This window comes from Acinetobacter sp. B-6 (genome assembly GCF_056930735.1).
The window spans coordinates 77,513-100,455 of record NZ_JBXPBY010000016.1 but is presented as its reverse complement, the minus strand read 5'-3'; the positions used below and the strand labels follow the sequence as shown (position 1 = coordinate 100,455).

Annotated in this window: 18 protein-coding genes and 1 pseudogene; 12 read left to right on the top strand and 7 right to left on the bottom strand. The window is 38.1% G+C overall.

The window, feature by feature from the left end:
• Positions 1–209: 209 nt before the first annotated feature.
• Both dctA and AC1Z3T_RS17780 read left to right on the top strand, forming a co-directional pair.
• The gene (gene dctA, locus AC1Z3T_RS17785; RefSeq protein ID WP_005029908.1) at positions 210–1,538 is read left to right on the top strand and encodes a C4-dicarboxylate transporter DctA; all 1,329 of its coding nucleotides are present in this window, start codon (positions 210–212) and stop codon (positions 1,536–1,538) included.
• A 122-nt stretch (positions 1,539–1,660) separates the two neighbouring features.
• Positions 1,661–1,860, top strand: a pseudogene (locus tag AC1Z3T_RS17780) (IS1595 family transposase); the annotation flags it as partial.
• Here AC1Z3T_RS17780 and dddY read toward each other — a convergent pair.
• Positions 1,860–3,065, bottom strand: coding sequence for a dimethylsulfonioproprionate lyase DddY (gene dddY / locus AC1Z3T_RS17775; RefSeq protein ID WP_419320851.1), 1,206 nt, complete (start codon positions 3,063–3,065; stop codon positions 1,860–1,862). The pseudogene AC1Z3T_RS17780 and the gene dddY sit on opposite strands and share 1 nt — an antisense overlap.
• Positions 3,066–4,041: 976 nt before the next feature.
• Between dddY and AC1Z3T_RS17770 the strand changes: the two genes are divergently transcribed.
• From AC1Z3T_RS17770 to acuI, 6 genes are all read left to right on the top strand, one after another.
• Positions 4,042–5,307 (top strand): CaiB/BaiF CoA transferase family protein, encoded by a 1,266-nt coding sequence (locus AC1Z3T_RS17770; RefSeq protein ID WP_151713747.1) that lies wholly within the window; start codon positions 4,042–4,044, stop codon positions 5,305–5,307.
• A 38-nt stretch (positions 5,308–5,345) separates the two neighbouring features.
• Complete coding sequence (locus AC1Z3T_RS17765; protein ID WP_004831352.1) at positions 5,346–6,212, top strand: enoyl-CoA hydratase; 867 nt, start codon at positions 5,346–5,348, stop codon at positions 6,210–6,212.
• A 117-nt stretch (positions 6,213–6,329) separates the two neighbouring features.
• Positions 6,330–6,638 carry a DUF485 domain-containing protein gene (locus AC1Z3T_RS17760; protein WP_004831351.1) on the top strand — a complete coding sequence of 103 codons (309 nt, stop codon included), beginning with the start codon at positions 6,330–6,332 and terminating at the stop codon, positions 6,636–6,638.
• Positions 6,635–8,362 (top strand): cation acetate symporter, encoded by a 1,728-nt coding sequence (locus tag AC1Z3T_RS17755; protein ID WP_288499957.1) that lies wholly within the window; start codon positions 6,635–6,637, stop codon positions 8,360–8,362. The genes AC1Z3T_RS17760 and AC1Z3T_RS17755 overlap by 4 nt, the downstream gene beginning before the upstream one ends.
• A gap of 320 nt (positions 8,363–8,682) precedes the next feature.
• A complete protein-coding gene (locus AC1Z3T_RS17750) occupies positions 8,683–9,327 on the top strand; it encodes a TetR/AcrR family transcriptional regulator (protein ID WP_139422157.1) in 645 nt (214 codons plus the stop codon).
• Positions 9,328–9,404: 77 nt separating this feature from the next.
• Positions 9,405–10,382, top strand: coding sequence for an acrylyl-CoA reductase (NADPH) (acuI, locus tag AC1Z3T_RS17745; RefSeq protein WP_419320847.1), 978 nt, complete (start codon positions 9,405–9,407; stop codon positions 10,380–10,382).
• Between the two features lie 527 nt (positions 10,383–10,909).
• On the opposite strand, the gene tcuB is transcribed toward acuI, so the two are convergent.
• The 6 genes from tcuB to AC1Z3T_RS17715 all read right to left on the bottom strand — a co-directional run bounded on the left by tcuB (position 10,910) and on the right by AC1Z3T_RS17715 (position 17,991).
• Positions 10,910–12,037, bottom strand: coding sequence for a tricarballylate utilization 4Fe-4S protein TcuB (tcuB, locus tag AC1Z3T_RS17740; RefSeq protein ID WP_288499954.1), 1,128 nt, complete (start codon positions 12,035–12,037; stop codon positions 10,910–10,912).
• On the bottom strand, positions 12,027–13,433 hold the full coding sequence (tcuA, locus tag AC1Z3T_RS17735; RefSeq protein ID WP_288499951.1) for an FAD-dependent tricarballylate dehydrogenase TcuA: 1,407 nt from the start codon (positions 13,431–13,433) through the stop codon (positions 12,027–12,029). Before tcuA ends, tcuB begins: the two co-directional genes overlap by 11 nt.
• Before the next feature lie 103 nt (positions 13,434–13,536).
• The gene (locus AC1Z3T_RS17730) at positions 13,537–14,466 is read right to left on the bottom strand and encodes a LysR family transcriptional regulator (protein ID WP_151713741.1); all 930 of its coding nucleotides are present in this window, start codon (positions 14,464–14,466) and stop codon (positions 13,537–13,539) included.
• Between the two features lie 129 nt (positions 14,467–14,595).
• Positions 14,596–15,390 (bottom strand): substrate-binding domain-containing protein, encoded by a 795-nt coding sequence (locus AC1Z3T_RS17725; RefSeq protein ID WP_151713740.1) that lies wholly within the window; start codon positions 15,388–15,390, stop codon positions 14,596–14,598.
• Between the two features lie 82 nt (positions 15,391–15,472).
• On the bottom strand, positions 15,473–16,783 hold the full coding sequence (tcuC, locus tag AC1Z3T_RS17720; RefSeq protein ID WP_004831342.1) for an MFS transporter: 1,311 nt from the start codon (positions 16,781–16,783) through the stop codon (positions 15,473–15,475).
• 278 nt (positions 16,784–17,061) lie between these two features.
• Positions 17,062–17,991, bottom strand: coding sequence for a LysR family transcriptional regulator (locus tag AC1Z3T_RS17715; protein ID WP_058968349.1), 930 nt, complete (start codon positions 17,989–17,991; stop codon positions 17,062–17,064).
• 675 nt (positions 17,992–18,666) lie between these two features.
• Here AC1Z3T_RS17715 and AC1Z3T_RS17710 point away from each other — a divergent pair.
• The 4 genes from AC1Z3T_RS17710 to AC1Z3T_RS17695 are packed head-to-tail and all read left to right on the top strand — an operon-like array spanning position 18,667 to position 22,923.
• The gene (locus tag AC1Z3T_RS17710; RefSeq protein WP_151713739.1) at positions 18,667–19,656 is read left to right on the top strand and encodes an acyl-CoA desaturase; all 990 of its coding nucleotides are present in this window, start codon (positions 18,667–18,669) and stop codon (positions 19,654–19,656) included.
• Positions 19,653–20,927 carry an NAD(P)/FAD-dependent oxidoreductase gene (locus AC1Z3T_RS17705; RefSeq protein ID WP_419320843.1) on the top strand — a complete coding sequence of 425 codons (1,275 nt, stop codon included), beginning with the start codon at positions 19,653–19,655 and terminating at the stop codon, positions 20,925–20,927. The genes AC1Z3T_RS17710 and AC1Z3T_RS17705 overlap by 4 nt, the downstream gene beginning before the upstream one ends.
• Before the next feature lie 8 nt (positions 20,928–20,935).
• A complete protein-coding gene (locus tag AC1Z3T_RS17700; protein WP_151713737.1) occupies positions 20,936–21,730 on the top strand; it encodes a DUF1365 domain-containing protein in 795 nt (264 codons plus the stop codon).
• Complete coding sequence (locus tag AC1Z3T_RS17695; protein ID WP_004831337.1) at positions 21,727–22,923, top strand: SAM-dependent methyltransferase; 1,197 nt, start codon at positions 21,727–21,729, stop codon at positions 22,921–22,923. The genes AC1Z3T_RS17700 and AC1Z3T_RS17695 overlap by 4 nt, the downstream gene beginning before the upstream one ends.
• Positions 22,924–22,943 lie beyond the last annotated feature (20 nt).

The following is a 22,943-nucleotide window of genomic DNA, read 5'->3' as shown; positions in this document are numbered from 1 at the left end:
AACAGCAAAAAGAAAGATGGCGCTATCTGCACGGGTCATTAATAAAATGAGAAAGAAGATGCTGTAAACAACAGGAAGAATATTAGTCAAGTTAAAAATTTGGCTATTTTTGGTAATTTGTAATCTAAATTTGAAAGAACTCAAAAGGGCTTATTTGAGTTGGCATCCATTTTGCTTTTCTTAATTTAGTCCTATCATTGAGCTAATTTATGAAATTAATTAGAAATTCTTTATTTACCCAAGTCATTATTGCTTTATTTTTGGGATGTTTATTTGGGTATTTTTCTCCAGAAATTGCTAAGAATTTCCAAGTCTTAGGTACAGGATTTGTCAAATTAGTTAAAATGCTTATTGCTCCACTTATATTTTGCGTGATTGTTTTAGGTATATATGGTGCTGGCGATTTAAAGAAAGCAGGTAAGGTTGGTGCAAAGACTTTAATTTATTTCGAGGTCATGACCTCAATTGCACTTGTACTAGGGCTCATTGTTGCATATATCTTTAAACCTGGTCATGGAATGAATGTAGATTTATCAACATTAGATGCATCACAGTTGGAAAAATATAATGAGAATATTCATGCTGTTACTGGAGTATCAGATTTTTTCTTAAACATGATTCCTCAAACTGCTGTAGGAGCATTTACAGGGAATGATGTTCTTCAAGTTGTTGTTTTCGCTATTCTGTTCGGTGTTGCATTATCAATGCTTCCTAAAGATACTAAGGATCCAGTGGCATCTTTGATCGATAAGATTTCTCAAGTTATTTTTAAAATAATGGCGCTTATTGTGAAATTGGCACCTATAGGCGTTTTTGGTGCAATCGCTTTTACTGTAGCTCAATTCGGAATTGCAACGCTTGTTAATCTAGGCTATTTGATACTCATTTACTATATGACCGTTATTTTCTTTGTCGTTGTTATACTTGGACTCATATTAAAATTATTAGGGTATAACATTTTTAAATTCATAAGATACTTTAAAGAAGAAATTTTGATTGTCTGTGGGACATCATCATCTGATTCGGTGTTACCACAAGTCATGTATAAATTAAAAAAACTCGGTATTAAAGACACAACTGTAAGTCTTGTTATTCCATCTGGATACTCTTTTAATCTTGATGGATTTTCAATCTACCTGACACTTGCTGTTGTTTTTATTGCTCAGGCTACTGGCGTTCATCTATCAATTTCAGACTTACTCATCATTTTGCTTATAACTTTGTTTACTTCAAAAGGTGCGCATGGTATTCCTGCATCAGCAATTGTTGTTTTAGCTGCTACGTTATCCAGCTTTCCAATTATACCTGCAATTGGTTTAGTGCTGATTCTTTCAATAGATTGGGTGATCGGAATTATTCGAGCAGTCAGTAATTTAATTGGCAACTGTGTTGCTACTTTAGTCATTGGCTCTTGGGAAAAAGATGTAGATGTTCAACAGGTACAACGTATGCTAAATGATCCTAATTGGGCTAAGTCTGAGCTAGTTCAAACACCACCCCAATTAAAACCTATTGATGAAAAATCCATAATATATTGATGATTCGATGAAAAGAATGCCAATAAAGTTGATTGGCATTCTTGAAACTGAAAAATCAATCTATGGATTTGGGGGCTAGGACGTTAAGTCTATTAAATATGATGATAACTCACTGATAAAAAATATACTGTTTTTGCTCAGAGATCACAGAAGTAAAATTCAGAAAAATTGATCGCTTTTTTGACATGGATTTCACTGCCTCCGATGTAGCCAAACTTACCAATATTTCTGTACATTACATCAATACAATTCGCATCAAACTGAGAAAAAGATCGCTATCCTATACGAAGAAATCTCTTCCTTTCATAATATTATCCATGTTTAAGGTTTCCAATCATTCAAGTCGCAGATTGCTTTGTCTTCTGGTTTCATCGTCTTTATATCTTTTGCACCTGTCATCGGTCGACATAGCTGAGTAGTTTGATTATTGTCCTGCGCTGTCGTACGTGCCCATACAGTTACTAAACCAGAATTTTTAATTGTTTGATTGCAGCCTTCAAGTGTGTGAAATGCGTGGATTGCGTTACGTTCAAAGTAAGTCAGCCAATTCTGCTCTGGATCTTGATTGGAAAACCACTTTTTCCATTTTTCTTTAGAGCCATCGATATTTACCGTCCAGCCATTGTCGCTACGCTTTTGTTTGAATTGGTTATTGTCCCAATGCATGACCATATGTTTGTTCTGATCAATACACTGGGGTTTGGTCAGCGTCATGTAGATTTCCTGAGGGTGATGGTAATGGTAGGGATAGGATGTATTAAATAATTGGGCCGTCATTCCAATTTCTGCATCTACTTTTTCACCATCAATTTCTTTGATCCTTAAGTTGCCCCATGGTCCCATTACCTCTGCATAAAGATAACCTCCACGAAAACGATCACTTCCCGCATTTGGATTTTCAGCATAAAAGGGAATCCAACCTACTGAAGACCAAAGTGTTGGTAATCCTTTAATACTCACATCTTTTGTCCAGTGTAAAGTAGTGTCTGTTCGTGATGTAATCTCAAGAAAATTTTCATTCAATTCAAGACCAGCAGCACCAATTTCACCGCCTATTTTTTTGTAGTAGTCGGTCAATAAAGGTCGATTAATCCACTTAGAGGTTGCCGATAAGTTTTGAACTTGCGCACTTGGTGTGTAAAGTGGGAACGCTTTATAGTTCTTTTGTGGATCGAAACAAGCCTTTGCTTTGTCTGGCTCGGCTAAAACAGCCTTGAGATGTTTTGCAACCAATTCTACATCACGATATTTCATGATGCATTGTGTTTGCATTTTTCCCGTCTCTGAATTATAGGTTTGAATGGTAGCTTGTGCTGAATCCTTGCACTGTCCAGTTGGCGTCTCTAAAGCCTTCAAGTATTGATCTAAATAGATTAAAGATTCATTCCAAAACTGATCAACTAGTTTCTGTTCTTCGGTTGTAAATGATGTTGGTTTTACATCATCTTGGCACTGAAACTGAGCCGCTTGCGCTTGAAAGCATATCAGTGTGGCTCCGAAAATTGTCCCTAAAAACCGTTTATGCATGATTTCTTCTCCTTGTTTTAACTTAGTAAGAATCTGTGATGTCACAGGTTCAATCTTCCGTGGTAAATGTATATATAGTGACAATGATGAATACCTTGCCACATCGTCTAATTCCAGAAAAACGCATGTAAATTAGGACATCTTCTTGTATATCACTGAATTTTAATGAGTGTTTTCGGCATGGTCTAATGGCAAGTTTTATCTTTTTTAATCGTTCTAACTTTGATAGACATGGTATTTTAATAATTAGACTGATTGTCTAGAAATATATAATAAAAAAAGCCATTAGCTACTGAGGTTCAACTAATTGAATAACAGACAGATCGTTGAGTCCTTACCGACTGATATTAGACCGAGTGTTTTTTAAATGCAAGCCGTTCTTCATCGAACTAGAGTGGAAGCATGCATAATGCAGGATGTGGAAGAGGAAGGGCAACAGTTTTAGTATTTAGTTAGAAACATTAAGATTGTTATGTTTTGGGATAATCTAATTATATATTAATCTAATGCAAATGTGTTCAAAAGAATTCTTTTTCGTTATTGCATGAACCTCAGAAATTCCTCTAATTTTGAACTCTTCGAGCCAGCTTGAACTATAGGGATCGACATAAAAGATTAATAACAGTACTAAATTTAGAAAGACATAGTTTGGGATGAAAGTGATCATTGGGGGTAAATATCGTAGAATAAATGATCTGTTGACTTGTAAAAATGTATGGTCTAGTATCAAAAAAAGAAGGTAAATTTTTTTTATTTTATTTCTAGGTATTCGGTCTAATATTTTTTTTGGTCTATTTATAGGTAGTTAGTCTAATTTTTGGAAGTGTTTTTTTAGCTTATTTGTAGGTGATTGGTCTAATTATTTTTTGAGAATATCATAATGAATATCAATATGTTGAATATGTGTTTGATGGGAAAATAGATTGATTGGATCAATGACAAGGAATCATTATTTTTTAAACAAGGAGAGATAACAATGGATACCTCACAAGGTTTGCCGCTAAAGAAAGGTCCTCTAGATGGGATCACAGTATTGGACTTTTCACGTGTTCTTGCTGGTCCTTATTGCACAATGATATTGGCTGATCTCGGGGCACGTGTCATTAAAATTGAAAGAATTGCTACGGGTGATGATACTCGTGCATTTGGACCGTTCATTGAAGATGAATCAGCGTATTTCATGTGTTTCAATCGAGGCAAGGAGAGTATCGCATTAGACATTAAAAGTCCGCGCGACCGCGATCTATTAGAACGTATGCTTGATCAGGCCGACGTACTCGTCGAAAACTTTCGCCCTGGTGTAATGGATCGTTTAGGTTATGGAGCGGAACGACTTGCGCGAACCCATCCACATCTTGTCTATGCTTCGATCTCTGGATTTGGACATACTGGCCCTCTTAGTGATCTGCCTGGCTATGACATGGTTGTACAGGCTATGGGGGGAATTATGAGCTTGACTGGCTGGCCTGATGCTCCGCCAGCTCGAGTAGGTACTAGCTTTGGCGATCTCAGTGCAGCTTTGTTCGCAGCCATAGGTATAGTTGCATCACTCTATAAAAGAACTCGTGACGCACAAGGCTCGCGAGTAGACATCGGTATGTTGGATTGTCAAGCAGCACTGATGGAGACTGCATTGGCACGTTATGATGTTGAGGGCAAAGTTCCTACACGTACAGGTGACAACCATCCATCACTTGCCCCATTTGAGACTTTTTCAGCGAAAGATGGTCGTTTCGTAATAGCTGCGGGTAATGATCAACTTTTCATGCTTATGGCAGATGTTCTTGGCAACCCACAATTAGCGCTAGATCCACGATTTATCACGAATGATTTACGCTGCCGCAATCGTCCTGCACTGGTTCAAGCTATTGAGGAGATTACACGCACAGAACCTATGGAACATTGGATTGATCAATTAAATATAGCCGGCGTTCCGTGTGCACCCATCAATACGATTGACCGATTGTTGGATCATCCTCAGCTTGCTGCACGCAAAATGATTATTCAAGTTCAGGGTGCGTCAGGTCGATCCTTCCGAACCGCAGGCAATCCAATCAAACTCAACACCTTTTCAGATATTGACGTTAATACGCCACTACGTGCGCCAGCACTTGATGAACATCGCGAACGTATTCTCGCTGAGTTGATGTCGGGAACAGGTGATTATGCTCCTGCCTCTGGCACAGATGATGGACCACTACCACAAGAAGACCATGACCAACTCAAGCAGGTCATTGCTTAAATTTTTTCGATTATCGTTTTATCTAGGAGATACCACCCATGACTGCATCAGTTAATAAAAATGTAAACACTCAATCTAGCACTACAAAATCTGCGACTGTAGCCAATACCGCTGTTGAGTCTGTATCTGCACAACGCTATGAGACCATTTTGGTTGAGCGACGTGAACGCGTAGGACTAATTACGCTAAACAGACCAAAAAGCCTTAACGCGCTGAATGTGCGTATGTCTCGTGAGGTGGTTGCTGCTCTTCGACAGTTTGATGCCGATGACAACATTGGTGCAATTGTTATTGCAGGGAGTCCAAGAGCCTTCGCAGCTGGTGCTGACATCGAAGAGATGGCTGATAAAACCTTCGCTGAATTGCAAGCAAATGACATCTTTGCTGCTTGGCAGGAACTGCTAAGCATCAGTAAACCTATCATTGCAGCTGTTAGTGGTTATGCACTTGGCGGAGGCTGTGAATTAGCGATGATGTGTGACTTTATTATCGCTGCTGAAGATGCACATTTCGGACAGCCAGAGATAAAGCTGGGTATTTTACCAGGTATTGGCGGATCGCAACGACTGACTCGATCAGTCGGAAAGGCACTTGCTATGGATCTAATTCTCACTGGGCGAAGCATTAATGCTGTGGAGGCAAAGGCGGCTGGGTTAGTAGCTCGTATTGTACCTTCAACTGAATTACTGCAAACCGCGCTAGAGGCTGCGCATACTATTGCTGGCTATAATGCGCCAGCAGTACGTATGGCAAAAGAGGCAGTGAACCGCGCATTGGAAGTGGGTTTAACTGAAGGGATGCTGCACGAGCGCAGACTATTTCAAGCTGCCTTTGCTACGGATGGGCAAAAGGAAGGCATGCATGCATTTCTTAGCAAGCGTGCACCCGTGTTTCGTCATCGTTAAGGTTTGCTGACACAAGAAAGGTGCTAGGAATTTTTTAACTGACTTGCACCTACTGGATGAGGAAAATGGATGTTCTGCCTCGTCCTACATAATAAGATTTATTACAAGGAAAGCTTTATGAACGACTACATCGTCGATAAGATAAAACAAAACCCTCAATATCTTGCATTACGTACAAAACGTAATCGTTTAGCCTATATTTTGACATCAATGCTGCTGTTCGTGTATTTCGGATATATTTCACTGATCGCATTTAATAAACCATTCCTGGCACAACCGATTGGAAGCGGTGTAACAACAGTAGGTATTCCACTCGGTATGGGGGTGATCGTCTTTACTATTGTGATTACGGGTATTTATGTACATCGTGCGAATAATGAATTCGATGCAATAACGAAGCAGATACTGAAGGAGTCTATTGAATGAATAAATCCTTCAGCTTTCTTTTTATAATATTAACTTCCTTGACTACAATGGCTGTACATGCGGCTGGTGGCGATTTAGGTGAAACTGTTAAACAAACCACCAATTGGACTGCTATTGGTATGTTTGGCACTTTCGTGGTTGCTACGCTTTTAATCACGAAATGGGCGGCTACGAAAACAAAGTCAGCTTCGGATTTTTATACCGCAGGTGGAGGTATCACTGGTTTCCAAAATGGTTTAGCGATAGCTGGTGATTATATGTCTGCCGCTTCATTTTTAGGGATTTCAGCTGCCGTTATGGCTACAGGTTATGACGGATTGATTTATTCGATTGGTTTCCTCGTAGGTTGGCCAATTATCACATTTTTGATGGCTGAACGATTGCGTAATCTAGGTAAATTTACCTTTGCTGATGTTGCAGGCTATCGCTTCAGACAAACGCCAATTCGCGCTTTTGCGGCCTCGGGTACGTTGATTGTTGTGGCGTTTTATCTGATTGCTCAAATGGTTGGAGCTGGGCAACTCATTAAGTTACTCTTTGGCTTAGATTATTGGATAGCTGTAGTAATTGTTGGTGCATTGATGATGCTGTATGTGTTGTTTGGTGGTATGACAGCCACCACATGGGTACAGATCACTAAAGCTTGCTTATTATTAGCAGGTGTGACATTCATGGCTGTTATGGTGTTAGCTCAATTCGGATTCAGTCCAGAAGCCCTATTTGCAAGAGGTGTGGAGGTGAGAACGGCAATTGCAGCCAATGCTGGTAATTCTCCTGATGAGGCGAATAGGCTCGGTTTAGCAATTATGGGACCTGGTGGTTTCGTGAAAGATCCAATATCAGCTATTTCCTTTGGTATGGCACTCATGTTTGGTACTGCGGGCTTACCACATGTCTTAATGCGCTTTTTTACCGTACCTGATGCCAAGGAAGCACGAAAGTCGGTACTTTGGGCGACCACATGGATTGGTTATTTCTATGTGCTTATTTTCATTATTGGTTTTGGTGCCATCGCGCTAGTGTTGACAAATCCTGAGTTCGCGGATGTTGTAAATGGAGTCATCTATGGCGGACCTGGAACGGCTAACATGGCAGCTGTGCTTGTAGCTAAATCAGTGGGTGGAAATGTATTCTATGGCTTTATCTCAGCCGTAGCTTTTGCCACTATCCTTGCAGTAGTTGCGGGGCTTACGCTCTCTGGTGCTTCAGCTGTGTCACATGATTTATATGCTACGCTGTTTAAAAAAGGTAAAGCTGATAGTGCAAGCGAACTAAAGGTTTCTCGTGTCACTACCGTGATTTTGAGTGTCATTGCAGTGTTATTGGGTATTGCTTTTGAGAAACAGAATATTGCATTTATGGTATCTCTAGCTTTTGCGATTGCTGCCTCAGCAAATTTTCCAGTGCTTTTTATGTCAGTATTATGGAAAGACTGCACTACGCGTGGTGCAGTGATAGGTGGCTTTCTTGGGCTAATTTCGTCAGTGATGCTGACTGCGGTTTCTCCTTCTGTATGGGAGACTACTCTTGGAAACCCAACTGGTTCAGCATTATTTCCGTATACTTCACCAGCTCTTTTTTCCATGACAATTGGTTTTGTGAGTATTTGGTTTTTTTCCATTACTGATCATAGTGCCAGTGCAGCACGTGAACGGGCAGCTTTTGTTACCCAGCAAGTACGGTCTGAGACGGGATTAGGGGCAGAAGGAGCCTCAGAACATTAAACTTATTATGCTGCGATTCGTATCAAGATAGTTTGAAAAATCACATGCAAAAGGAATGTAAATATTTTTTAATTTATTCTTTATAAAGGAAATTTAATTTAATATAAGGCAGTATATTATCCGATTTCAACCTGTTTTCTCAAATAATGAAATTTCTACGAGATAAGGTTGATCGGGTAAATCTAATTTTTTCTTATCTAACTGAAATAATTCATGATCTTAATTTCCAACGTGATATGATCTTAAAAGTATTCTTTCTGATTTGAGATGAATACACAAACAGCATTGCTATTTCTAGATAGATAGTCTACTTTATTTACATGAATTATTCACTTTTACCTAAAAGACCACGTGGTCGCCCCACTAAACATGGAAGCAACTATGCAGATACCAAAGATGTATTAATACGTCGAGGGATCGAATTGCTTACAGAGCGTGGAATGAATGCCATGAGTTTAGATGATTTAATGACGCCTGTGCAAATTCCTAAAGGCTCTTTCTATCATTATTTTGAAAATAAAGAGGCATTTATTTTAGAAGTCTTAAATGCTTACGAAATTTATTTTGTAAGACGATTGAATAAGTTTTTAAATCAATCTGATATTTCTCCTATAGAAAAGCTGCAAAATTTTGTAAATGATGCTGGAGAAAAGCTACAAAAATATGATTTTAAGCGAGGTTGTATTTTAGGTAATTTAGGGCAAGAAGTTTCTTATCTAGCACCTGAGATTATTGCGCGCATAGAGAGTATTTTTCAGGTTTGGGAAAAAATGGTTTCAGATTGCTTACACGAATTTTATGCTCAATACAGTTTATCAGATTGCAATGACATGGCTTATCAATTTTGGATTGGATGGGAGGGCGCAGTTCTTAGAGCTCGTTTAACCAAATCTACACGTCCTTTAGAAGCATTCTATCGTTTGTTTACATTAGGAGTAGAACAATTCAATAGTGTGAAAAATTAAGTAAAAAAATGCAGACATCTGCATTTATTTTTATTTAATTCTAGGTGTTTGGTCTAATTAAAAAGAAAGGAAGTTTTATGTACAAAGGTATCTTAATCACTAAAGATGATACAGGTTACATGTCAAAGGTTGCTGAGATTACGCCAAAGCCTTTGCAAGGAGGAGAGGTTTCAGTTCAAGTAAAATATTCAACATTAAATTATAAAGATGCCTTAGCCATTACTGGGCGCTGTCCAGTGGTCCGTAGTTTTCCATTAACGCCAGGTATTGATTTTTCAGGTGTAGTGATTGAATCAAAACATCCAGCATGGAAAGAAGGTGATGAAGTTATATTAAATGGTTGGGGGGTTGGTGAAAAGTATTCTGGTGGACTCGCTGAGCAAGTGACTGTTTCAGGTGATTGGCTTATACAAAAACCTATTACCTTCTCATTTAAAGATACAATGATCATAGGTACTGCTGGATATACTGCGATGCTTTGTGTCATGGCTTTGCAAAAGCATGGTATCAAGCCAAGTGATGGAAAAATTTTAGTAACAGGTGCAAATGGTGGGGTGGGTAGCATTGCCATTATTATTTTGAGTCATCTTGGCTATGAAATTACAGCATCAACTGGTAGACCCCAGGAATCAGAATATTTAACAGGTTTAGGGGCAACGGAGATTATCGATCGGGCTGAATTATCTTCACAAGGAAAGTCGCTAAACAAAGAAATTTGGGCAGGAGTGATTGATACTGTTGGTAGCTATACTTTAGCCAATGCATGCGCTAGTACAAAATATCGTGGCGCAGTTGCCGCTTGTGGACTGGCAGGTGGCATGGATTTTCCTGCAACAGTTGCTCCATTTATCTTGAGAGGGATTACATTGTATGGGGTTGATAGTGTTATGGCGCCGATTGATTTAAGAAAAGAAGCTTGGGAACGTTTAGCTAAAGAATTAGATAAAACAAAACTGGACACTTTAACTACTGAAATTCAGTTAAGTGAAGCTATACATTTTTCAAATGAAATTTTAGACGGAAAGGTAAGAGGGAGAGTTGTTGTTAAACTATAATTTTTGACGCATTGAAAAATTTTAGAATTGTTTTTCAAAGATTATTCAACTTAAGAATGCTTAAAAGAAATTATATCTTGTGAATTTTTATCAGGATACAGTCTAAGATCATTTTCTATATATAATTTTCGTAGAAACCTTTTCGAAAGGTTTTTACGAAATAGCAGAAATCTGACTTAATAGATGAGGATTTTCAAATATTAGATTGATTCGCTTTATTTATTTTTTAGCCAATAGATTTGTGAGTTTGGTTAAAATTTAATTCGTTTTAACTTTTGATTTAAAAGATATATAAAGTCCAAATAAGCAAAATACAAGCTTTCGCAAGAGTGTTTATATAGTCTTAGTCGATTGATAAGTTGAGGCTGATCATCCAGAGCATATTAACAAACAGCCTAAGGCATTTGACTTACAAACTAGAGTCGAATTTACGCTTTCAAGCTTGGATTAGGCAAATAAATGGGTTTGTGATCATAAGGATATTTAATTAAAGATAAGGCGTTTATAAACACCTTATCTTTAATTCATTATTTTGACATTCTATTTTCGATGGCAAATTTGAGTAAAGATGCACTACGGTAAAAACCATGTGCAAACTTTCCAAATGGCATGGTAATGAAGAATGTCATGACTGTGGCTAAATGGAAAATTAATAAAAGTGCCATGAATGGTGTATTGCGTAGCCCCATGAGTAGTAGCCCCGAAGCACTTACTAAAAGTAAAAGAAAAATAAAACCTCGATCTATAGGTTTTTGCTTGCGATCACCATGTAATGGGTGACGTTTAAGATTTAAATAGAGTAAACCAGATGGTCCAATAATTAAACCAATTCCTCCGAGTGTACCGAGAATAACTGGCAAACTAAGAAAAGGGTAGGGTGCGTGTAAATTAAGAAAATAATGGTATAAGGTTGCTACGATTGTGGCAGTAAAGCAGAGCATAAACCCATAAAACGTCATGTGATGGAACACGCGGCGGATTTGTGTATAACGGTCATCTTGTTCATTACAACCTTTGCTATGTCCACCATCCAAGTATTTAAGTGTTAATACATTTTGGGTGGCTTGAATGAGATCAGGTTTTTCAACTTTACCATGAATGACTTTAGATGTTTGTCGCCAGAATTTATTTATCCCAATGCCCAGCAGAATAATTGCAACTGTAAAGATCACTCCAAAGAGGAGTGCTAAAAAGTTATGCGGGAAAATCGTATAGAAATGACCTTGGTGGTCTGCAAATAGGTTGGTCCCTTTGTACCACAGCACAGCTAACATGCATAAAAAGAAAATAAGGGTTAATACCGAAACAAAAGGAATGCCCATAGACATATAAAGTCGACCTAGAGACCGAGGCGTTGCAAACTCTTGGTAAGTTTCTAAACGTACTTGTGCCATTACTTTTGGAATATTTACACCAAACTCATGTGGTGGAGCATACTGGCAAGCATGTAAACAGGCGCCACAGTTATGGCATAAGTTTGCTAGATAGTGAATATCTGCTTGATTAAATTCAAGGCGCTTGGTCATCGCGGAAAATACAGCACAAAATGATTCACAGTAGCGGCAAGCATTGCAAATCTGTAATGCGCTTTGGAGTTCTTGTTCATGGTCAGAGAGCTGAACAAGAGGAATAAGGGATTTGGCACTAGCATTCATGTTCATCTCCTTGTGAAAGTGCATATTCGGCTGCATTTTTCCCAGCAATTCGTCCAAATGTCGTTCCGATCGACATCCCAACACCTGCTGTATAACCCTGACCAAGTACATTGCCTGCCATCATTTCACCAGCGACAAAGAGGTTAAGGCTTGCTCTATTGTTAAAACGTACAGCGGCATCGTCTTCGACTTTCAAACCTAAATAGGTAAAGGTAATGCCTGGTTTAAGCGCATAGGCATAGAACGGTGGTTGATCGAGAGGAACGGCCCAGTGGGTCTTGTTGGGAATAATATTTTCGGTGCTGCAATCATCTAAAACGGTATGGTTAAAGCTGCCTTGCACACAGGCTTGGTTAAATTCTTCTACGGTGTAGCATAAGGTTTTTGTATCTAGCCCAGTTTTTTCGGCTAACTCTTGAATGCTATTTGCTTTTACACCAGCAAATACAGGTGGCATAAAGCGACCAATGGCTTTTGAGTCAATAATCGAATAGGCAATTTGCTGCGGCTGTTTAGCAACAAGACGTCCCCAAATTGCATAACGTTTTGGCCAAAAGTCTTCGCCTTCATCGTAAAAACGTTCGGCTTTGTTGTTGACCACAATCCCCAATGAAACGCAGTCAATACGAGTGCAGATGCCGCCATCATATAACGGTGCACGTGCATCTACGGCGACACAATGTGATTGTGATGGATCGCCAATAACATCAGCACCTTGATCTATCATAAATTTAAGTAAGTTGCCTTGATTAAAGCGGGTCCCGCGAATAATGAAATTATCGGCAGGCCACTCGCCGTTTTCATTTTGTCCCCATGCTTCTCTTAACCATTCCAGATTTGACTCAAAACCACCTGCAGCCAGTACACAGCTTTTTGCTTTAAACACACGACCATCTTCCGCAATTGCAGCTTCAAAATGTGCTTGGTTTAACTTTAGATCTTTAATTTTTGTGTTGTATAAAATTTCAATGCCAAGTTCTTGGGCACTTCGGTAATACGCATTAATGAGGGCTTTACCGCCACCCATAAAAAAAGCGTTGGTACGTGCAACATGTAAAGCCCCTGAGAGTGGTGGCTGAAAATTTACCCCATGTTTACGCATCCAGTCACGACAGCTCGCCGTGTTACGAATGACCAGACGTGCTAAATGTTCATTGGTTTTGCCAGATGTCACCTTCAGCAAGTCTTGCCAGTATTCTTCTTCGGGATAAGCATCAACCAAAACATCTTGGGGGGCATCATGCATACAGCGAAGGTTACGAGTATGTTGTGAGTTACCTCCACGCCACTCTTTAGGTGCTGCTTCTAGTACGAGTACAGAAGCACCGTTTTCTTTAGCCGTGAGCGCGGCACACATTGCGGCATTCCCACCACCAATTACAATCACATCATGCATGGATTTCTCCCTTTCTCAGCTAGGGCTAATGTAGCTTTAAAAGGGTTGATGAAGTGAGAGGCTAAGTTTGAATGGGTGTTTATTAAAAATAAAGACTCAAAGCTTAAGTGTTTATGAGTTGAGCACCAGGCCAACGTTTTTCATTAATTAGATTGGTTACACAGGCACGAACCACCACTTTAGTGGCTAGGCTGGCAGGCGAGAGTTCTTCTTCAGAGAGACTAACTAAATAGTTAATACGTTCGATGGCAGGTTCTACAACCTGAATTAAACATAAGTCTTGTCGCGAGTTTAATGATGCACCAGCAGGTTGAATAGTTGCCATTTTGAGTTGGCTGATGCTTTCCATTAATAAATGTAGCCCATCAATTTCATAGGCAACTTTCAACTGGTGAATTTTCTGTTCGAGCAATAAACGTAACCCATGTCGTTGGCTGGGTAAAATAAGTGGAAGTTCTTTAAGCTGAGAATGAGTAATGGTTTGGGTATTGATACAGCTTTCAAGCTGATATTGACTCAAGACTTCTTTCGGTGAAATTAAAAAAATTTGTTCTTTAACTAAAGGTTCTATCGACCACTGAGGGTCAACATCGTCATTAAAAATGATTGCAACATCGAGCTGTCTTGCATTGACCAAAGCTTTAAGATCACCTGATAATCCTTCAATTAAACGGACTTTTATGTCTGGGTATCGATTTCTCATGAGTGTTAAAAAATGTGTACCAATAACTGCAGCAACACTCGGAGAAAACCCCATGGTGACATGACCACTTAGACGTGAAGAGTGTGCAGAGTCTACGGCATGGTCTAGATGTCGAAGTGCAAGTTGAACCTGTTGAAAAAAAGCTAAACCCGCAGGGGTGGGTACTGTGCCAAGCGCTGTACGTTGTAACAGGCGAATGGAAAGCTCACATTCTAATTTTGAGATTTGCTGACTAAGTGCAGAAGTTCCAATATCGAGATTCTTTGCTGCTTTCCCCAAGCTTCCTGACTCGATCACTGTAATAAAATACTTGAGTTGTTTGAGTTCCACGAAAAATACTTCTTAAACCTTTAATGATTATTCTATACGAGTTTGTCTCTATATATTTTATTGGCTTAGTTTAATCAAACTATCAAATAAAAAGGTAACAGCAATCGTAGACGTTACCTTTTAAAATATTTATTGTTTGATTTGCTCTAACCCTTGATCTTCAATAATTTTGGTGGCTTGTGGTGACTTCACAAACTGAATTAACGCTTTTGCGACGGGTTCATGTTCAGCGTTTTTACCAATGCCCGCCGCAAACACAGTGACTTTTTGATAAGGCACAGGAATTGGACCTACTAAATCAACTTGACCATATTGACCCGTAAAAGGTTTGATTTCACTGATTTGCTGGAAACCAATATCAAACTGTCCTTCAGCAATACGTTTAGCAACACGGTCACCAATCACTTTTTCTGCTTTACTCGAAATCACTTTATATTCGACAGGTGGAAAGCTTGGAAATACATCTTTTTCTAGGTGTGTGCCGCTTGCACTTGCTGAATAACCAATGTGTTTCGCATTTAATAAAACATTTTCGAATTTTGCTGCAGTACTAATATCTGGTTTTACAGCACCTTTAGGAATCGCCATACCAATCCTTGAATTTACCAAACCTCGTTGTGAATTCGGATCGACATAGCCTTTTTCTGCAAGTTTGTTGAGTTCAGATGCAGCCAATATCACCACATCAAAATGTTCACCACGATCAAGACGATTCGGTATTGCTGTTGGAGATGCTCCCATTGATGATCCTGATGAGAGGTGAACAGTATGTCCAGTTTGCTTTTCAAATATTGGAATGAGTTTTTGCATAGATGAATAAAAACCACCGGAGCTAATTACTTCGAGTGTATCTGCATTGGCAAGAGTTGTGATTAAGCCAACACCTGCGAATAAAATTTTCATGAAGATAGGAGATTTTTTCATAGTGCCTCACTTTAACTGTAAAAAAAAGCACAGTACGAAGACTGGAGATCTACGTACTGTTCAAAAAAACTAAATAGGGGGGTTAAGCACTGATTTTTGCAGGTTCAACAATTGCATCAGATTTATTTTGCTTCGATCCACGACATAGATATAAGCTTGAAATCAGGCTACAAACTGCAGCCAACATCAACCAAAAAGCTGGTGTACTTGCATTGCCCGTATTTTCAACAAGGAAGGTACACGCCATCGGGGTCATACCACCGAAAATGGCTGCAGCGAGACTAAATGCTAAAGAAAAGCCAACTGTGCGTACACGTTTTGGCATAACTTCGGCAAGCGTTGCCACCATAGTGCCGTTGTACATACCGAAAAAGAATGAAAAGTAAGCAAGGGTAATTAAAAGGTGAGTGAAGCTAATGTCACTGACTAACCAACTTAAAACGGGATAACTTGTAAAAATTGCAAGTGTGGTAATACCGACCAAAACTGGACGACGACCAATTTTGTCTGAAAGTAAGCCACCTATTGGTAACCAAAAGAAATTAGATAATCCAACAAATACAGTGGCTAAAAGACTATCGGTTACTGACATTTCTAAAGTGCGTTTTGCATATACAGTGGTGTAAACCGTAATAAAGTAAAAGGTTGTGGTTGTCATTGCACTCATCATCATCCCTGCAAGTACGATGCGCCAGTTACTTGCCAATGTGCTAAAAATTTCTTTCGATGATGGATGAGTCTTTTGAGCTTTAAAGTCTTCAGTTTCCTCTAAGGTACGACGAAACAAAAAGATTAAAGGAATAATCAAACAACCAATCAAAAACGGAATGCGCCAGCCCCATTCACCCACTTGAGCTTGAGTTAAGATCGTGTTGAGCCAGTAACCAAGTAGTGCTGCAAATACAACCGCAATCTGTTGGCTACCAGATTGCCAACTTGTAATAAATCCGCGGTTTTTATCAGTTGCAATTTCTGCCAAGTAAATTGATACACCGCCAGATTCAACACCAGCTGAAAAACCTTGTAACAGTCGTCCAATTACCACCAAAATTGGTGCAATAATACCGATGGTTTCGTAACCAGGTACAAAGGTAATTAAAATAGTTCCAATTGCCATCAGACTTAAAGTCACAATCAAACCTTTACGTCGACCTACTCTGTCGACATAGGCGCCCAAGAAAATAGCGCCAAGAGGACGCATAAGAAAGCCTGCAGCAAATACTGTAAACGTCATCATTAAAGAGACATATTCATTTTCAGAATGAAAAAATTTTGCTGCAATATATGTGGCATAGAAACCAAAAAGAAAAAAATCGTATTGTTCTAAAAAATTGCCACTGGTTACATTTAAGATTTTTTTAAATGTAGCCTTACGGTTATTTACGACATCCATCGGAGACCTCCTTGGTCTGACAAAATGGAAACACTCACGATTTTCAATGCTTGGAATTACACGGATTCATTCTTCAGACCTAAAGAACAAATAGGTCGAAGCAAAAACGCAACGATATACTCCGCAGAAATTGTGATGCCTTGTTTCCAGTTCAAACGACACATCTATATTTTGATAAACAGAAATTCACTTATCATTAGAAAGAAAATGTAATCGGAAATACGAGGAGGGAGTGAGGGGGCAAAATTAATTAGGTGTTTAATAAAATTAATGACCTGTTATAAAATAATTTCAGAACATGGCCAAATTTGGTTTTGAATGAGCTCTTTTACACAAGCCTTAATTGCTGATTTTGCTGCAAGTGCTGCAGGCGATAATTCTTCTTCCGCAAGACTGACTAAATAATTGATACGTTCAACTTCAGGCTCGGCGAGTTTAAGTAATTGAAGTTTATGTTGATATTCTTGCAAACAAGCACTTCCAGGACGAATACTTGCAAGGTCAAGATGAATCAGGCTATCCATGAGTAAGTGGAGTCCATCAATTTCATAGACAACATTGAGTTGTCCAATTTTGTGTTCGAGTAATTTTCTTAAGCTATGGCGCTGACGTGGAAGTACTAAAGGAATTTCACCAATTTGTTGGGTCGAAATAATTCCATCTCGTATGCATTTTGAAAGTCCGTATTTTTCTAACACTTCTTTACGCGCCATTAAATACATCTGTTCTCGAACTAAGGGTTGTATAGACCATTGCTTGTCAATTTCATTGGTAAAAATAATTGCGATATCAAGTTGGCGTGAATTAATGGATTGGATTAGGTTACCCGAGAGTGTTTCCACAATTTCAAGTCGAATGTCTGGGTAGCGTTCAGACATCAATTTCATTAAAGGAATACCAATTAAAGCCGTAATGGTGGGAGGAAAACCAAGACTTACATGTCCTGAAAGTCGTGCTGAATGAGCAGCATCCACCGCGAAATTAATTTGACGCAAAATAAGTTGGGAATGTTTTAAAAATGCCAAACCTGCTGGTGTAGGTGTCACACCAAAAGCATTACGTTGTAATAAGCGAATACTTAACTCTTGTTCCAATTTACTCATCTGTTGACTAATGGCCGAAGCGCCAACATCAAGTTTTTGAGCTGCTTTACCTATACTCCCTGCCTCAACCACAGTCAGAAAATACTTTATTTGTTTGATTTCCATAATAAAGTGACTCTTAAAATTCTCTGTAAATTTCGAATAAAGTATTCTTAAGAAGATTTAACTATTCTAGCAATACTAATGAGTAATGGATTAAATGTTTTATATATCTAAAAGTACTTTAGCTATAGATAGCTTGCTAAGTATTTGAGATATTTAATTAAATTTTTATCAATTAAAAGAGTATTCAGTTTAAATATACGAAGTAGGGAATGTGCATATCAGGTTAACACAAAGTTACTTTAAGCAAATTGAAAATTATATGAAACGAGAAGTAGAACAAATTAGCAGCAATTTGCACATTTCCCCCATGTATTTTCAACACAAATACATGGGTGATATTCATGAAAATATAAACTGAAAACGAGTATTTACCTTTAGACTTAGCTTTATCTACAAACCCAGAATGGGGAGTTTCTAAGGTTATTGATTAAAATCAGATAATACGAACTAAATATTTAACACAAGCCATGTTTGGATATGGCAACGTTATGTGCAAACTAATTAAGATATTGCTATAACAATAGAATGAAAATAAATGGAGTTATTGACCGATATAGTCATCTACATTAACGTTTTAGTGTCATGAAAAAAAATATTTACTTCACATAAATTTCATTTCGGGTTGATTAAACTTCTTTATATAAAATCCAATGATTAGAAAATTAGGATACCTCTATGTTGAATCGTGTTAGGCAGTGGATAGACAGTTGGTCCCGTCCGATTCAGGTACAGACCAGTTCTTCAGAAAGCAAGAAAATTCAATGGGTACGCATTATTCCTTTTATTATTCTGCATGTTGCCTGTCTCGGTATATTTTACGTCGGGGTATCTTGGTTTGCTGTCACTTTCATGTTGCTATTTTATCTGATAAGAATGTTTTCAATTACTGCATTTTTCCATCGATATTTGTCACATAAAACGTTCCAAACCTCACGAATAGTTCAATTTGTTTTTGTGTTGATTGGAACGATGAGTGCCCAACGTGGACCTTTGTGGTGGGCTGCGCATCATCGTTATCATCATCGGTTTACGGATACAGAACATGATCCACATTCATCGACCTATGGTTTTTGGTATAGCCATTTAGGCTGGTTTTTAAATGATTATAATTTTGCCACGCGTAAAGAAGTGGTCAAAGATTGGCTGAAATATCCTGAACTGGTGTGGTTAGATCGTTTTAGCTTGATCATTGTGCTGCTAACCGCAGTGTCAATTTATGCTTTGGGTGAGTGGCTTGCCGTTGTCTATCCATCGCTTGCCACATCAGGTCTACAACTATTGGTCTGGGGCTTTGTTGTTTCAACAGTTTTATTAATTCATGCCACTTTATGTATTAATTCACTCGCACATTTATATGGCAGTCGAGATTTTGAAACAGAAGATCAAAGTCGAAACAACTTATTTTTATCGATCATTACTTTAGGTGAGGGATGGCATAACAACCATCATTATTATGCTGGGAGCGCTAGGCAAGGTTTTTATTGGTGGCAAATTGATATCACTTACTATCTTTTAAAAATGATGTCTTGGATCGGTTTAGTCTGGGGATTGAAACCAATACCAGCACGAGTCTATGAATTCAGTAAAATTGCTCAATCAGCAACTAAAGTAAATATCTTCATTAAAACAAACACCAATAAAAGTTCAACTGGGGAATCTTCATGAAAATTGCGATTATTGGGTCGGGAATTTCTGGACTGTATGCTGCATGGAAACTTTCAAAACATCATCAGGTCACTATATTTGAGAAAAATACGTATTTTGGTGGGCATACTGATACACATGATTTGATTATTGATGAGCAAAAACTCGCTATTGATAGTGGTTTTATCGTATTCAATCATTATAATTATCCATTATTTAGCCAGATGATCGCTGAGTTAGGTGTAAAAGCACAAAACAGTGATATGAGTTTTTCGGTCAATAATCTAATTACGGGTTTACAATATAACCCTTCAAAAAAAATTTCTTTACTAAGTAGGCCACAAAATTTTTTTAAATCAAAATTTAGAGTCATGCTTTCTGATCTTTTTAAATTTTATTCAGCAAATAAAACTGTCGTGGTGAATGATCTTGAGATCAATTTAAGTATTGAAGATTATCTAAATCAAAATGGATATTCCGAGGCTTTTCGCCAAGAGCATTTATATCCAATGTGTGGCGCATTATGGTCATGTCCGGTTGATCAAGTAGGAAAAATTCCTTATAAATTTGTGGTGAGTTTTTTTCAACACCATCGAATGCTTCAGCTTAAAGATCGCCCTCAATGGCAAACTATCATTGGTGGTTCAGCTCGTTATGTCGAAGCCATTCAACAGCAGTCTGCAAATATTGAGTTTAAAAAACAAGCAGTAATCAGTGTATCTCGTTTGACGGATCAAGTGATTGTTCAAACAGAGTATGAGACACAAAAATTTGATTGGGTGGTTTTTGCAAGTCATGCAGATGACAGTCTAAAGTTATTAAATGATCCATCTGAATTAGAGCAGGAGGTGTTGTCCAAATTTTCCTATCAAGACAATAAAATGGTGGTACATCATGATCTGACAATTATGCCCAAGTCGAAATCTCAATGGGCGAGTTGGCATGTACATATTACTCAAGATCAATCAAATTTTGATACGCAAAATATCAAGCCAAGAGTTCATTACACATTTAGCTACTGGATGAACAAACTACAAAACTTGTCCTGCCAAACACAAATTTTCGCTACATTGAATCCAAATTTTGACATTAAACCAGAGCTGATTTTAGTTGAGCGCGAGTATCGTCATCCTGTATTTGATGTATCAGCCATAGGAGCGCAAGGACGCTGGTCTGAGATTAATGGACAAAATCGAACCTCATTTTGTGGTGCCTATTGGGGATGGGGGTTTCACGAGGATGGTGTACGTAGTGCAGCTCAAGTTGTGAAGCATATAGAAAAGCTAATCTAGGAGTTCTTATGTTGCTGACTGAATTAGCTATAGCTCCAGCCTCGATCCGGCATCGACGCTATTTACCCAAGTCCCATCAATTTGAAGCAAAGTTAAATTATTTATGGTTTGACCCAGATCAAATCCACTATTTTACCGAGCAATCTTATTTATGGTCATCACAACGTTGGAATTTACTCAAACTTGATCCGAATGATTTTTTAATAGAAGAATATGGAACAATTCGGCAAAAAATTGAAAAAATATTATTAAAACAAGCCAATAGTCTATTAGGTTTAGATACACAGATTCGAGTTTTAGCCTTGCCGAGAACTTTAGGTTATCGATTTAACTCAGTGGTATTCTTTTTTATTTTTGATGCCAGTGAAAAGCCGCTATTTATTCTAAGTGAAATCACCAACACGCCATGGGAAGAACGTAAAGTATATGTACACGACTGTCGTGACAAAGCTGTACAACATTCTCAATTTAACAGCTATAAATTCGAGTTTAAAAAATCATTTCATGTTTCTCCTTTTATGCCAATGGACATCAATTACAAATGGAGTTTTAATTTCTCTGCGCAACAAAATGTGATTCATATGCAGCTTTTTCAACAAGATGTACTGCAATTTGATGCAACTATGCGATTTTCACTAACCCCCATCACAGTTTCTTCACAACAGCATCGATATGCTATTCATAGTGTCTTTGAACCTTTCAAAATGATGGCGGGAATTTATCTAAATGCTTTTCGTTTATGGAAGAAAAAGGTCCCATTTTATCGGCATCCGAATAAACAAAAAGGAAAAACAAAGCGATGAAAGCACTTATTTCCAGTGAACAAGATTCTCTACCTTTGATTTTACAAAGTTTGTTAAAACTCCGTCATGGTCAAATTATATTTAGCGGGGTGTGGAATGGTTTTGTCGGTGACAGTATTGAGTTAGTAGCAGTAGTTCAGGTTCATGATAAAAAATTGGTGGACTTGATCTTCAAGTATGGTGTGCTAGGCGCAGCTGAAGGCTATATTCGTGGTTATTGGAGTACCAATCATTTGGTTGAATTGATCCAAATTTTGGCACGTAACCGTGATCTTTTGGATCAATTAAATCAAAATATTATTGCTCAAGCGAGCCAATTTTTTTTAAAAGCTTGGTATAAAAAGCGTAAAAACTCGATCAAGGGGAGTCGTAAAAATATCGCAGATCATTATGACCTGAGTAATGATTTCTTTAAATTATTTCTTGATCCATCAATGATGTATTCGAGTGCCGTGTTTAAAGATGCTGAAATGACTTTGGAGCAAGCCTCAGAGTATAAAAAAGATTTGATCTGCCAAAAACTACAACTCAAACCCATGGATCATTTGGTCGAAATTGGAAGTGGATGGGGCGGTTTCGCACTTTATGCTGCACAAAATTATGGCTGTAAGGTAACAACGATTACGATTTCACAAGCACAATATGATGAAGCCGTGGCGCGTATTGAAGCAGCAGGCTTAGCACATCGGGTAGAGGTGCAACTAAAAGATTATCGCTTGCTTGACGGTAAATTCGACAAATTGGTTTCAATTGAAATGATTGAAGCGGTAGGTGAACAATATTTATCTGCTTATTTTAAACAATGTCGTAATTTATTGAAACCAAAAGGATTGGGATTAATTCAAGCCATTACCATTGAAGACGCACGCTATAAAAAAGCTTTAAAAACTGTTGATTATATTAAACGGTATATTTTCCCTGGTAGTTTTATTCCATGTATCAGCGTATTAACGCAAACGGCATCCGAACAAAAATTACGTTTAAAACATTTGGAAGATATTGGTCAAAGTTATGCACAAACATTGCATCTTTGGCGGAAAAATTTTTTAGCTGCTCGTGAACAAGTTCTTGAACTTGGATTTGATGAAAATTTTATTCGGATGTGGGACTTCTATTTATGTTATTGCGAAGGAGGATTCAAAGAGGGCGTAATCAGTGATGTACATATGTTGTTTGAAGCAAATATTTATTAACTTCTAAGCATTCATTGATA